We start from the raw sequence: 13,134 nt of genomic DNA on the forward strand, positions 1-13,134 counted from the left end.
TTCCTCCACACGAAGTGCAGCGCGGACGGCCGATCTCCGCGCTCACGGGGCCGGGAGACGTGCCTGCGCCGCACCGCCGAGCACGAAGGCCGCGGCCGATCATGCACCCCAGGCACAAGAACATCAGGAAGCACAGGCGTCTGCGCCGTACCGGGGAATTCGCTGGTCATGCGAGGGTGAACGCGGTCCTGCCTGTCCATACAGCGGCACCCGAGTCCTAACTAATCCGTAGCGGCGGGTGGCCGGGACCAGCGTTCCGCAGCCACAATGTGCGTTTCTCGGCGTCGACGAGATACCAGAGCCGTCCGCCGCTGGTGACCTCGTATTGCCATTGCTCCATTTCGACGCCGCGGTGCACGCCGCTGGCGAGGCGGCCCTTGAGTCGGTGGTGTCGGCCGGTCGCCATCGGATTGTCCGGCCGGGAACGCAGTTCTTGCCACGCCACCGCGGTATTGGCTGGGGCCTGCTGGCATAGCGCCTCCCAGCCCTTCACCGCTTCATTGGTGGCGAATCGCAGCTCCCACTCGGCGGCTGTGCCGGCCGGCGGTGCGACTCGATCACCACGTTTGGGCGCCAATCCGTTACCCGCGGCTGGGCTGGGGAACTGGTCCGAAGTCGCCGTCGCTGGGCTCGATCAATACTGCGGTCAACTCGGGATCAGCCAACACCTCCGCGGTATGTCGCCAGCTATCAATCACTTGCACCACCGGCGCCGGATTATCGATCGCGTCAGCCGCTCGCATCGTCGACACCAGCTCCGCCACGAACTCCCGCACCTCATCGCGGGACAAAAACACCACCCACGGAAATATGTCGGGCACGATCTCGGTGACCAGTTCGCGCACATACGGATCACGCTGCATCAACGCGGCGAAGATTCGCACGGTCACCGACGACGCTTCCTGCGCTTGAGCAGCGCGCGTGACTGTCGTCAACACCAGGTCTTCGGCGTCGCGGCGCTGGACCCGCAGAACGCGGCTCTGCGAACGGCGCAGCCAGCCCTCAACGGTGGCCTTACCGCGCAGTTGCAGGTCCGAGAACGTCACGGTTTCCATAACATTAAATGTACTTCTAAAGTTAGAGTTTGTCGAGGTTGTGATGACGTCCGGCACCCCAAGTGCTCGGCGCTTTCGCGCGTCGCCGAAGTGCCCGCGGGTGTGGTCAGCCGCAAATGCAACACAATCGGGCGACTACGTCGACCGGGGTGCGAGAATCGTCTGGTGGATCAGGCCGGGCCGCGTTGGGTGCCGACTCGACTTCGGCCGGGGCTGCGCAAACCGTGGGTCAAGGCGCTGTTGGTGGTGGCGGTGTTCGCGGCACTCGCGGGTATCTTCATGCTGGTCTCCGAACGCAAGGACTCGTCGTACTGGGCGGGCTACGCCGACGGTCAGCGGTGGGTGCACGAGGGCGGGTATCAGGCCCACGAGCAGTCGATCACCGCATACTGCCGCGGAACGGCCGGCGGACAGCAGAACCCGGGCAAGTTCGAGCACGGCTGTATCGACGGTGCGCACAACGCGATGAAGTGACCGCTATTGCGTTGTGGTGCCCAGCATCTGGGCTCGGTCCACGCCCCCTATCGCCCGCAAGTGCTCACACATCGCGCCGTGCCGGGGCGGCGACAGCCTCCGTCAGCTCCGTGCGCGGCTGCGGCCACGGGTTCGGTTCCGGACGCTGCCGAACCCGTTGCGGCCACCAGAACCAGCGGCCGAGCAGTGCGGCGATCGACGGCGTCATGAACGAACGGATCACCAGGGTGTCGACCAGCAGGCCCATACCGATGGTAGTGCCCACCTGAGCCAGGATCGTCAGGTCGGAGAACGCCATCGCCGCCATGGTCACCGCGAACACCAGGCCCGCGGAGGTGACCACCGAGCCGCTGCCGCCCATGGCCCGGATGACTCCGGTGTTCAGGCCGGCGCCGATCTCCTCCTTGAGTCGGGAGACCAACAGCAGGTTGTAGTCCGAGCCGACCGCCAGCAGGATGATGACCGACATCACCAGGACCATCCAGTGCAGGGGACGGCCGATCAGGTGCTGCCAGATCAACACCGACATGCCGAACGACGTGCCCAGCGAGAGCAGCACCGTACCCACGATCGACGCGGCGGCCACCACGGCCCGGGTCAGGACCAGCATGATGATAAAGATCAGGCACAGCGCCGCGATCCCGGCGATCATCAGGTCGTAGTTCGCGCTCTCCTGCATGTCCTTGTAGCTGGCGGCCGTGCCGGCCAGGTAGATCTTGGAGCCCTCCAGCGGGGTGCCCTTGATCGCCTCGAACGCGGCGTTCTTGATCGGGTCGATGTGCGAGATGCCTTCGGGAGACATCGGATCACCCTCGTGAGAGATGATGAACCGCACCGCTTTTCCGTCCGGTGACAGGAACATCTTCATCCCGCGTTTGAAGTCGGGGTTGTCGAAGGCCTCGGGCGGCAGATAGAACGAGTCGTCGTTCTTGGCGTCGTCGAACGCCTTGCCCATCGCGCTCTGGTTCTCCTGCATGGCCGCGATCTGGTCGTACATGCCGGACTGCGTGCTCTGCATGGTGAGCTGCATGGTCCGCATCGACTTCATCGTCTCGATCATCGGCGGCATGGTCGCGCGCATCTGCGCGGTCAGCATGTCGAGCTGATGCAGGCTGGGTACCAGCTGCTGGAAGTCGTCGGTCATGGTGTCGATGCCGTCGAGGGTGTCGAACACCGAGCGGATCGACCAGCACACCGGGATGTCGAAGCAGTGCGGTTCCCAGTAGAAGTAGTTGCGAATCGGACGGAAGAAGTCGTCGAAGTCCGAGATGTGGTCACGCAATGTCTGAATGTCGGCCAGGGTCAGGTCCATCTTGCCGACCATGTCGTGGGTGACGGCGTTGAGGTCGCCCATCAGGTTGTACATCTGCGTCATGGTGGCGATGGAGACGTTCATGTCGTCGCCCATCTTCAGCATGTCCTTCATGCGGTCCTGCAGGTACGACTGATTCATCGTCTGCGTCGTGCCCTGCATGCCGAGCATGAACGGGATCGAGCTGTGCTCGATCGGGGTGCCCAGGGGCCGGGTGATGGTCTGGACCCGGCCGACGCCGGGCGTGTGGAACATCGCCTTGGCGACCCGGTCGATCACCAGGAAATCCGCGGAGTTGCGCAGATCGTGATCGCTCTCGACCATCAGCAGCTCAGGGCTCAGCCGGGCCGCCGGGAAATGCCGTTCCGCGGCGGCGAATCCCTCGCTGGCGGGGATGTCGGGCGGGAGGTAGTGCCGGTCGTTGTAATCGGTCCGGTAGCTGGGCAGCGCAATGAGACCGATCAGACACAATGCCACCGTCGAGACGAGGATCGGTCCGGGCCAGCGGACCACCGCGGCACCGATGCGGCGCCAGAACCGTTCCCGGGTGGCGCGTTTGGGCTCCAGCAGGTTGAAGTGGCTGGCCACCGTCACGACCGCGGGCCCCAGCGTCATCGCGGCTGCCACCACGACCAGCATGCCGATGGCCAGTGGGATGCCCAGCGAGTTGAACATCGGGCTGCGGGTGAAGTGCAAGCAGAACATCGCGCCGGCGATGGTCAGGCCGGAGCCGAGGATCACGTGGCCGGTCCCGTGATACATCTCGTAGTAGGCGGACTCTTTGTCCTTGCCTTTCGAGCGGCCCTCCTGATAGCGCCCGAAGAGGAAGATGACGTAGTCGGTGCCGGCAGCGATGGCCAGCATGACGAGCAGGTTGACCGCGAAGGTGGACAGGCCGATCAGGTGGTAGTGGCCGAGGAACGCCACCACACCGCGCGCCACCCCCAACTCCAGGAACACCATGATCAGCGCCAGGACCACGGTGATGATAGACCGGTAGACGAACAGCAGCATCAGTGTGATGACGCCGAAGGTCAGACCGGTGATCAGGCGCAGGCTTCGGTCACCGGCGATGTGGGTGTCGGCGATCAGCGCGGACGGGCCGGTGACGTAGGCCTTGATCCCGGGTGGCGCAGGGACGCTCTCGACGACCTTCTTGACCGCCTCCACCGACTCGTTGGCCAGCCCCTCGCCCATGTTGCCGGCGAGGTAGGCCTGCACATAGGCCGACTTGCCGTCGGCGCTCTGCGAGCCGGCCGCGGTCAGCGGGTCGCTCCAGAAGTCCTGGACGTGCTCGACGTGCTTGCGGTCGGCGTCGAGCCTGCTGATGATCTCGTTGTAGTACTGGTGGGCGGCGTCGCCGAGTGGCTGGTCGCTCTCCAGCACGATCATCACCGACGTGTTGGAGTCGAACTCCTGGAACGTCTTGCCGATCGTGTTCATGGCGATGGTCGACGGCGCGTCGCTGGCCGCCATCGGCGTCGACTGTGCCTGTCCGACCACCTCGATCTGAGGCACGGCGACGTTGGTGAAGATCGTCAGTGCCAGCCAGCCGAGGATGATCGGCACCGACAACCAGCGGATCCAGTGCGCGATGTGCGGCCGGTTGCCGTGTTCGTCGACCCGGGGCCGCTCGCCCTTGTTGAGGGCGATCATGCGGACTTGACCAGGCAGAAGGTCTGCGCGTTGACCCCGGTGGAGGTCTTCTCGTCCTTTAGCTCGCCGTTGACGGTGATGCGGCAGCCGATGGTGTCGCTGTCACCCTGCGCGACAATGTTGGCCGAGGCGGCGGGTGCGGTGGTGGTCAGAGTCAGCGACCAGGGCAGGGTCACGTCGCGGGCGATCTGTGGGGTCGCGTCCAGGTCGAGGTAGTTGATGGTCGCGACGGTTCCCGGTGGGCCGTAGATCTCGTAGACCACGGTCTTGGGGTTGAACGGCTTGGGGTCGTTGGCCAGTCCGCTGCCCTCGCGGGTGAGTTCGGCTTTGCCGAAGAACCCGTGCAGCCGGTTGACGGCGAACGCGGCGACCACGATGACGATGAGGATGACGAGCGGCAGCCACAACTTGCGCAGCAGGCGCATGGGGCCGCCACGCCTCTTCTTGCGAGGTTTGGTGGCTGGTTGCGCTTCGTGCTCGGCTGGCGGCGTCGGCGCGGTCGGCTCGGCCCCGGGCGAAGCGGCGGAATAGGTCTGGCTCTCCAAAGTCACGACCGTCCTCCCTTCGCATTGAGCGGGTCAGCCTGTCGAATTGCCGCCGCTGCAGTTAGCACCGCTACATAGTACGACTAACGGTTGTTTCATCCTAACGCCTGTGAGACGCGTCATGGGTTGGTAAGTGGCTCACCGGCGTCACCGCGACGCGGGCTCGAAGACGGCCGGCAATCCGAAGTCGTCGAGGGCGGTGCGCACCCACGTCGCCAGTTCGTCTCGGGTGTTGGGACCACCGGCTTTCCAGGACGTCACCGAGAGCGACACCTTGCCGTTGGCCCGCAGGGACGCCAGGAACAACATGCCACCCAGCCGATCGAGGATCTCGGCGGTGATGCGCGACTCCCCCTGCCGTGCGATCATGAACTCGGCGTCGGTGCCGTCCGGCCGGTTGACCGGGGCGGGCACCTGACCCAGATTCGAGCAGCCGACCGGGGCGTCGGACCCGAGGGCCATGCCCTCGAGTCGGCGGGCGAGCCGGACCGGGACCAGCGGGGTCAGGGCCAGCGGACCCAGCAGGTCCAGGCCGTTCTCGGACAGGTCGGCCAGGTTCTTCTTCAGCTCGGCCCTGATACCGCTGAGGCTCGTCGCGACACCGCGGGGGTCGACGGTGACCATCATGCCGGTCAGGGCATTGCCGCGGGTGTCGCCCTCGGTCCGCTCGCTGACCGGCATCGACAGCTTGACCATGCCGTTGCCGTCGACCCGGCCGACGAGCTGGCCGATCCGTGCGGCGATCCCGGCGAACAACGAATTGCTCGTTCCGCCAAGGGCTTCCACGCGTTCCAGCCAGAGCCGTTCGTCGATGAAGACGGCCACCATGGGTGCGGCGACCAGTTTGGTGTCGTCGACTTTGGCCGCCGGCGCAGAACGGACGGCCGACGTGTTGAGCTCGCCCTTGTTGTTGCGTGCCAGTCGCACCGCCGCGGCGGCGGCCTTGGCCATCTCCGGGACGGCACGCGCCATCTGAAGGCCGTCCTCGCGCAGCGCCTGGCTGCGGGGACGAGACGCCGGCTCCGGATAGCCCAGATCCCGGGTGAGGCCGCCGGCCGCCTCGGCCACCGCCTGGGTGAACGCCAGCCCGTCGCTGACGGTGTGGGATGTCACCAGCGAGACCGCCGCGCCGCCGCCGGTCAGCAGCTGCACCGCCAGACGCCACGACGGCCCGTACTCCGGGTCGATGGGCAACCGCAATTGCTCGTCGGCCCAGGCGAACACCTCGCTGCGGGGCCGCATCTTAGCGGACAACTCGATGTCGGCGGGGCCACGCCAGGTTACCCAGTGATGCCTTCCGAAGGGCAGGGGCGACCTCTCGACACGCCGGCCCAGTAGGCCGGAGCCGAGATTGCGGTGGAATCGGCGCAGCCCCTCGAGGTCGACGGGGTGCTCGTAGATCCAGATGAACTGCGGCAACGGACCCCTGCCGAGAGCCCGCAAACCCAGAAACGAACCCTGATCGATGTAGGCCAACGTGTTGTCCACACGCGTATGGTAGGCGGCTCCGGCGCCTACTCCGGTTCGGGCGTCGCTGTGCCGCGCCGCCGGAGCGCGACACCCAGCTCTTCCGGGGGAACGGGATGACCTTCGGCGCAGCGGATTTCGACGGTGGCGTCGGCGCGGCAGCCCAGATGGGTCAACCGCAGCCGAGAATCGTCGGCCAGGTGGCGACGACCCCACTCGAACATCGACCACACCACCGACATCAACTCCGTGCCCGCCTCGGTCAGCACGTACTCGTCACGCACCCGCTGCCCCGGCTCCCGGTACGGGCGACGGACGAGCAGCCCGGCGTCGACGAGTTCGCCCAGCCGCGCCGAGGTCGCCGCCTTGGTGATCCCGACGCGGCGCGGTCGGGCGGGGCCTTTATGGAGGAATCCGTACACGGTTTCGACCTCATGTTCGCAGCCGCCGAGAGTGTGTCGCTGGTGCGGACGCTGACCGGCGAGATGACAAGAAAAGTCGTCACTGAGGCGCACGTGCGAGCGGTCCGAGCCGCCCTGGATTACCTGCACCAACATGCCGGATACACGCGGGTGCACAACCCCGTTGACCGGGAAAAAGGGCTCTGTTGCCATGAATGTGGGTCGGGTGGGGTGTGCTATGTCTCGCGTGGGCGGAGCGGTCTGGGCGCACGGGTAGCTCATAGGTTCGAAAGCTCCTACACCTCGTACCAAGGAGCTTGCCCGTGCGCGCGACCACTTTACTCAACCGTGTCCTCGACCTGCCGAAGACCATGGTCGGCGCCTGTCCGCATTGCGATTTCCGTACCCGGCACCGCTACGACACACCGATGGTGGATTCGGCGTGGCGGCACCTGGACCTAAGTGGGCGGGTATGTGTGCTCAAACTGCGGCGACGTCGGTTGCGCTGCCCCGAGCACGGTGTCCTGGCCGAGTCAGTGCCGTTCGCGCGGCCGGGATCGGGGTTCACCTAGGCCGCCGGAATGCGGCGGTCGTTTTAGAGTGGGGGCATTTCTGATAGCGGGATTTGGGGTTTGTCGGCGATGAGTACTTCGGCGGTCAGGAATATCGCTGCGATGGACGCCGCGTTTTCCAGTGCTAGTCGGGTTACCTTGAGTGGGTCTATGATTCCGGCGGCGATCATGTCGCCGTAGTGTCCGGTTGCGGCGTTTAGGCCGTGCCCGATTGGTAGGCGTCTGACCTTGTCGATGACAACGCCTCCTTCTAGTCCGGCGTTGATGGCGATCTGTTTCAGCGGTGCCTGCAGAGCAATCCGTAAGACGTGGGCGCCGGTCGCCTCGTCGCCGGTGAGGTCGAGTGTGTCGAAGGCGGTCGTGGATGCTTGCAGCAATGCGACACCCCCGCCGGCCACGACGCCTTCCTCGGTTGCGGCCCTCGCGTTGCGCACGGCGTCCTCGACCCGATGTTTGCGTTCTTTGAGTTCGATCTCGGTTGCGGCGCCGATCCGGATCACCGCCGCCGCGGCGCTGAGCTTGGCCAGGCGTTCCCGGAGTTTGTCGGTGTCGTAATCGTCGGTCGAGGCCTCGATCGCGGTGGTGATTTCCTTGATCCGCCCGGCGATCGCGGCGGGGTCGCCGGCGCCGCCGATGATGGAGGTGTCGTTTTTGGTGATCAGCACCCGACGGGCGGTTCCGAGCAAGTCGAGGCTCGCGGCCTCGACGGTCACTCCGATGGCCTCGGAGATGACTTCGCCACCGGTGAGGATGGCCATGTCGCGCAGCATCAACTCACGCCGGTCGCCGAAACCGGGCGACTTCACCGCCGCTGAGGTGAACGTGCCGCGCACGTTGTTGACGACCAAGGTCGCCAGCGCATCGTCGGTGACGTCTTCGGCCACGATGACCAGCGGACGACCGGATTTCATCACCTTTTCCACGATCGGCATCAGCTGCCGCACCGAGCTGATCACCGATGAGACGAAAAGAATGTACGGGTTGTCCAGGACGACCTCGAGCCGTTCGAAGTCGGTCACGAAGTACGGACTGAGGTAGCCCTTCTCGAATCGCACACCCTCGACGAGCTCAAGGGTCAGGCCGATCGTGTCCGATGCCTCCGCGGTGATGATGCCGTGCGTACCGACCTTGTCCAACGCCGCGGCAACAAGGTTCCCGATAGCCGGGTCGCCCGAGGAGATCGTGGCGGTCGCGGCGATCTGTTCGGTGGTTTCGACTGGTCGAGCAGCCTCGCCGATCGCCCGGATGACATTGGCCAACCCAGCGGTGATGCCCCGCCTGATCGCCATCGGGTTGGCGCCGGCGGCGATGTTGCGCAGCCCTTCGTGCACCATGGCCTGGGCCAGCACGGTGGCGGTGGTCGTACCATCACCGGCGACGTCGTCGGTCTTCTTGGCGACCTCTTTGACCAGTTCGGCGCCCATCTTTTCGTAGGGGTCGCCGAGTTGGATACCGCGCGCAACGGTGACGCCGTCGTTGGTCACAAGCGGTTTCGCCAGGTGACGACCGAGCACGACATTGCGGCCCTTGGGGCCCAGGGTGACCTTGACGGCGTCCGCGAGTTTGTCCACCCCACGCTCCAAAGCCCGCCGGGCATCCTCGTCGAAGGCGATTGTCTTAGCCACGCTCATGCGCTCTTTTCTCTTCGGTGTGAAGCTGTCGCCCCGGGTGGTGACCGAGGACATCGCGCATCGCGCTGGTCGTGCGGGCACCTGGTACCTGGTTGTGCCGGCGCCTGGTTGTGCGGGGCACCGTTGCGGGTCGGGGCGTGCCGCCAGCTACCCACCTCACGAGGCGACGCTGCCCGGCTGAAAACCAGCCCGCCGGGGCTATCACTGCGGCGGGCCGGCGTACGGCTACCGCAGTGACCCGGTCAGGCGTGGATGATCACACCGCGGATGTTCTTGCCGTCTCGCAGGTCCTGATAGCCCTCGTTGACCTGGTCGAGGGTGTATCGGGTGGTGATCAACTCGTCGAGTTTGAGTTGGCCGGCGTCGTAGAGACGGAGCAACCGTACGATGTCGTACTGCGGGTTGGACGAGCCGAACAGTGTGCCCCTGATCGTCTTCTCATTGAGAGTCAGATCGCAACCCGAGACGTGCACGGTGAGTTTCGCCGGGTCCGCCAGCCCGGTGATGACCACGGTGCCGCCCTTACCGATCACCGCAGTCGCCGCGCTCACCACCTCCTCATCGACGGTGCCAACCAAGATCAGCGCCTGGTCGGCCCCCTGCCCCCAGGTGAGCTCCTTGACCTTGGCCGCCGCGGTAGCGGCGTCGGCGAAGGCATGGGTGGCACCGAATTTCATGGCGGTGTCACGTTTGAACGCCACCGGATCGACGACCACGACGTACTTCGCGCCCGCACTGACCGCACCTTGGACAGCGTTGATACCCAGCCCACCGACACCATAGATGACGGTGGTATCACCAGAGCGCACCCCGCCGGCGTACACCGAAGTGCCCCAGCCGGTCGGAACACCGCAACCCACCACCACCGCCGTCTCAAGCGGCAGCCAGTCATCGATCTTGACCACCGAATGCTCGGAGACAGTCGCGCGTTCAGAAAATGTGCCCAGCATGCACATCGCCCCGAAATCCAGCCCGTCGCGGTGCAACCGGAAACTGCCGTCGGGCATGCACCCTTCGAGGATGGTGGCGCCCATGTCGCACAGGCTGGACCGTCCCGTCGCGCAGTACCGGCAGGTTCCACAGTTCGGGATGAAGCTGCACACGACGTGATCACCCGGCTTGACCTTGGTGACCCCGGGCCCGACGTCCTCGATGATGCCCGCCCCCTCATGGCCCCCGACAATGGGATACCGCGGCGGCAGATCACCGTCGGTCAAGTGCAGGTCCGAATGGCACAACCCGGCGGCGGTGTACTTGATCAGCACCTCGCCAACACCGGGACCATCGAGGTCGAGCTCCATGATCTCGAACGGTTTCCCCGGCTCCAGCAACACTGCCGCGGTGGTCTTCACCTGCTACTCCTCATCGGTACAGAGCCCCTCACAGGGCGATGTTGACGGATTTGACCTGCGTGTACAGATCCAGCGCAGCACCGCCGAGTTCACGGCCCCAGCCGGACTGCTTGTAGCCGCCGAACGGCATCGCGGTATCGAAACCGTTGTACTGGTTGATCCACACCGAACCCGCCTTGAGTTTCTTGGCAGTCCGGTGCGCCTTGGAGATGTCCTTGGTCCAAATGCCAGCGGCCAGACCGTAGATGCTGTTGTTGGCCGCGGCTATGACACCGTTGTCCGCCTCGAATGGCAGCGCCGTCACCACCGGGCCGAAGATTTCTTCGCGGACCACACTGAACTCGGGTTCGACGTCAACAAACACCGTCGGCTCGACGAAAAACCCGGTCTCGCCCCACCGTTTACCACCGGTCAGCGCCCGCGCGCCATCGGCCAGCCCCTGCCTCAGATAGCCCGTGACCTTGTCGAACTGCTCCTGCGAAATCAGCGGACCAAGTTCGGTCGACGGATCCATCCCCGGACCGATCTTGACCTTGCTCGCCGCTTCGGCCACCGCCCCGGTGAACTCACCGAAGATCGTGTCCTCCACGTAGAGCCGCGTACCCGCGACACAGCACTGCCCGTGGTTGAACAACCAGGCGTTCAGCGAACCCTCCACGGCCAACTCGAAGTCGGCGTCAGCGAAGACCACGTTGGCGCTCTTGCCGCCCAGTTCCAACGAAACCTTCTTCAAGTTGCCTTTGGCCGCATCGACGATCTTCTTACCGACCTCCGTCGAGCCGGTGAACGCGATCTTGTCGACAGCACCGTGCCCGGACAGCGCCGCACCCGCATCCCCGAACCCGGTGACGATGTTGACCACCCCGGGGGGGAACCCAGCTTCCTGGAACACCTCGCCAAGAAGCAATGCGGTCAGCGGCGTCTGCTCGGCGGGTTTGAGGATCACCGTGTTCCCGGCGGCCAGGGCAGGGGCCAGCTTCCACGCCGCCATCAACAACGGGAAATTCCACGGCACGATGAGCCCGCACACACCGACCGGCTCACGCAGCGTGTAAGCGTGAAACTCCCCACCGGGAGAAAACGGCATCGAGACAGTGACGGTGGAACCCTCGATCTTGGTAGCCCAGCCGGCGTAATAACGGAACACATCGGCCGACCACGCGACGTCGACCGCGGTGGCGATCCCCGCCGACTTGCCGTTGTCGAGTGCCTCAAGCTGGCCGAACTCCGCTGCACGGTCACTGAGAATGTCGCCCACCCGCCACAACAAACGTTCACGTTGGTTGGGTTTCATCGCCGGCCACGCACCGGTGTCGAACGCCTCCCGGGCAGCGCGGACCGCCCGATCGACGTCCTCAGCCTGCCCATGGGCGACCTCGGTCAGTACCGCCCCGGTAGCCGGGTCGATGGTGGGGAACGTCTCACCCGACGCCGCGTCCACCCACCGGCCGCCAATCAACAGCTTCTTGCTGCCACGCAGAAACCCGCGAACCTCCGGCAGCACCGGGTGCTCTGTCACAGCTGTCACAGCAATCTCCTTGACAGTAATACCTGTCTCGAACCTCACGGCAGCAGCGCATCGAACGCCGACTGGCACACCGACACCGGGGCCGACACCCACTCACACCGACACCCACTCACGCCGACACCGGGGCCGACTCGACGGCCGGATAGAACTTATCGGCGTGAATACGCGCCCCCGGCAGACCCTTGGCTTCCAGCAGACGCCCGACCGCGTCACACATTTCGGGTGCCCCGCACAGGTAGGCGTCATACAGCGAGGCATCCCGAATATCTTCGGCGATCGCCCGGGTAACCCGGCCCGTGCGGCCATTCGGCGGCAACGCCTCGGCGGTGCCCTGCGACAGACACGGGATGAACTGGAAATCCTTCAACCGCGTCGCCAGTTCAGCCAACTCCTCGACATACACCAGATCACCGCTGCTACGAGCGCCATAGTAGAAGCGGATCGGGACCTCGCAATTCTGATCGGCCGCATCAGACAACATCGACAACAGCGGCGCGATCCCCGAGCCGATCCCGACCGCGATCACCGGGCGACCGCTCTCACGCAGGAACATCGTGCCAAACGGGGCCTCCAGGTGCAGCTCAGACCCCAGCTCGAGCCCGTCGAGCACGGCGCTGAACACCCCATTGGGCACCCGTTTGACACAAAACGTCAGCTCACTTCCCGAACTCGGCGGACTCAGCAGCGAGTACGAACGACGTTCCCCACCATCGAGAGTGAACTCCGCGTACTGGCCCGCCCGAAAACTCAACGGCTCATCCAAAGCCACCCGCAACTCAACCAACCCCGGTGTCAGCGAACGCAACCCCAACACCGTGGCCCGCCGCGGACTGGGCGGTGTCATCGGCGGAAGTGTCTCCACACCGCCATGCTGGTCAATCTCGATCACCAGATCACTCTTGGCGAACGTGCAGCACAGCAAGATCGCCCCATCCTCACGTTCATCACGCGGGATCGCATACACCGACGCCGCCGAATCATCGACGTCACCCTCAAGCAACCAGTGCTTACACGAGGAACAGTTCCCATGCCGACACCCATACTGCAAATTGACGCCGTGATGCAGCGCGGCGGTGAGGATATCTTCGCCCTCACCGACGGGGAACTCCTCCCCCGTCGGTACCAGGGTGACACGTGCCAT

The 13,134-nt window shown here is 65.1% G+C and carries 12 protein-coding genes and 1 pseudogene; 3 read left to right on the forward strand and 10 right to left on the reverse strand.

Annotated elements, in window-relative coordinates; all coding sequences use genetic code 11:
• Positions 1-217 precede the first annotated feature (217 nt).
• Complete coding sequence (locus K9U37_RS15180) at positions 218-577, reverse strand: hypothetical protein (RefSeq protein WP_243072389.1); 360 nt, start codon at positions 575-577, stop codon at positions 218-220.
• A 4-nt stretch (positions 578-581) separates the two neighbouring features.
• Complete coding sequence (locus K9U37_RS15185; protein ID WP_308197388.1) at positions 582-1,112, reverse strand: hypothetical protein; 531 nt, start codon at positions 1,110-1,112, stop codon at positions 582-584.
• A 108-nt stretch (positions 1,113-1,220) separates the two neighbouring features.
• Here K9U37_RS15185 and K9U37_RS15190 point away from each other — a divergent pair, with 108 nt between their 5' ends.
• Entirely contained in the window at positions 1,221-1,529 is a 309-nt protein-coding gene (locus K9U37_RS15190; protein WP_243072390.1) for a hypothetical protein, read from the forward strand.
• A gap of 64 nt (positions 1,530-1,593) precedes the next feature.
• Here the strand turns inward: K9U37_RS15190 and K9U37_RS15195 are convergent, their stop codons facing one another.
• From K9U37_RS15195 to K9U37_RS15210, 4 genes are all read right to left on the reverse strand, one after another.
• A complete protein-coding gene (locus K9U37_RS15195) occupies positions 1,594-4,497 on the reverse strand; it encodes an MMPL/RND family transporter (RefSeq protein WP_243072391.1) in 2,904 nt (967 codons plus the stop codon).
• Positions 4,494-4,922, reverse strand: a complete 429-nt coding sequence (locus tag K9U37_RS15200; RefSeq protein WP_243073399.1) for an MmpS family transport accessory protein — start codon at positions 4,920-4,922, stop codon at positions 4,494-4,496. The genes K9U37_RS15195 and K9U37_RS15200 overlap by 4 nt, the downstream gene beginning before the upstream one ends.
• 267 nt (positions 4,923-5,189) lie before the next feature.
• Positions 5,190-6,530 carry a condensation domain-containing protein gene (locus K9U37_RS15205; RefSeq protein ID WP_243072392.1) on the reverse strand — a complete coding sequence of 447 codons (1,341 nt, stop codon included), beginning with the start codon at positions 6,528-6,530 and terminating at the stop codon, positions 5,190-5,192.
• Positions 6,531-6,556: 26 nt separating this feature from the next.
• Positions 6,557-6,931 carry a winged helix-turn-helix transcriptional regulator gene (locus tag K9U37_RS15210; RefSeq protein ID WP_372489524.1) on the reverse strand — a complete coding sequence of 125 codons (375 nt, stop codon included), beginning with the start codon at positions 6,929-6,931 and terminating at the stop codon, positions 6,557-6,559.
• Between K9U37_RS15210 and K9U37_RS20570 the strand changes: the two are divergent.
• Positions 6,914-7,030, forward strand: a pseudogene (locus K9U37_RS20570) (hypothetical protein); the annotation flags it as partial. The gene K9U37_RS15210 and the pseudogene K9U37_RS20570 sit on opposite strands and share 18 nt — an antisense overlap.
• Positions 7,031-7,233: 203 nt before the next feature.
• On the forward strand, positions 7,234-7,482 hold the full coding sequence (locus K9U37_RS19885) for a transposase family protein (RefSeq protein WP_243072393.1): 249 nt from the start codon (positions 7,234-7,236) through the stop codon (positions 7,480-7,482).
• A gap of 23 nt (positions 7,483-7,505) precedes the next feature.
• On the opposite strand, the gene groL is transcribed toward K9U37_RS19885, so the two are convergent.
• The 4 genes from groL to K9U37_RS15240 form a co-directional block, all read right to left on the reverse strand.
• A complete protein-coding gene (groL, locus tag K9U37_RS15225) occupies positions 7,506-9,107 on the reverse strand; it encodes a chaperonin GroEL (RefSeq protein WP_243072394.1) in 1,602 nt (533 codons plus the stop codon).
• A gap of 248 nt (positions 9,108-9,355) precedes the next feature.
• On the reverse strand, positions 9,356-10,465 hold the full coding sequence (locus K9U37_RS15230) for an NDMA-dependent alcohol dehydrogenase (protein ID WP_243072395.1): 1,110 nt from the start codon (positions 10,463-10,465) through the stop codon (positions 9,356-9,358).
• A 28-nt stretch (positions 10,466-10,493) separates the two neighbouring features.
• Positions 10,494-11,993 (reverse strand): aldehyde dehydrogenase family protein, encoded by a 1,500-nt coding sequence (locus K9U37_RS15235; RefSeq protein ID WP_243072396.1) that lies wholly within the window; start codon positions 11,991-11,993, stop codon positions 10,494-10,496.
• A gap of 109 nt (positions 11,994-12,102) precedes the next feature.
• Entirely contained in the window at positions 12,103-13,134 is a 1,032-nt protein-coding gene (locus K9U37_RS15240) for a 2Fe-2S iron-sulfur cluster-binding protein (RefSeq protein WP_243072397.1), read from the reverse strand.

Source organism: Candidatus Mycolicibacterium alkanivorans (assembly GCF_022760805.1).
Lineage (GTDB): Bacteria > Actinomycetota > Actinomycetes > Mycobacteriales > Mycobacteriaceae > Mycobacterium > Mycobacterium alkanivorans.

What these genes read in the sequence shown, in the direction of transcription:
- K9U37_RS15195 (WP_243072391.1), bottom strand. Translation starts at nt 4,497, where the DNA reads ATGATCGCCCTCAACAAGGGCGAGCGGCCCCGGGTCGACGAACACGGC.
- K9U37_RS15200 (WP_243073399.1), bottom strand. Translation starts at nt 4,922, where the DNA reads ATGCGCCTGCTGCGCAAGTTGTGGCTGCCGCTCGTCATCCTCATCGTC.
- K9U37_RS15240 (WP_243072397.1), bottom strand. Translation starts at nt 13,134, where the DNA reads ATGGCACGTGTCACCCTGGTACCGACGGGGGAGGAGTTCCCCGTCGGT.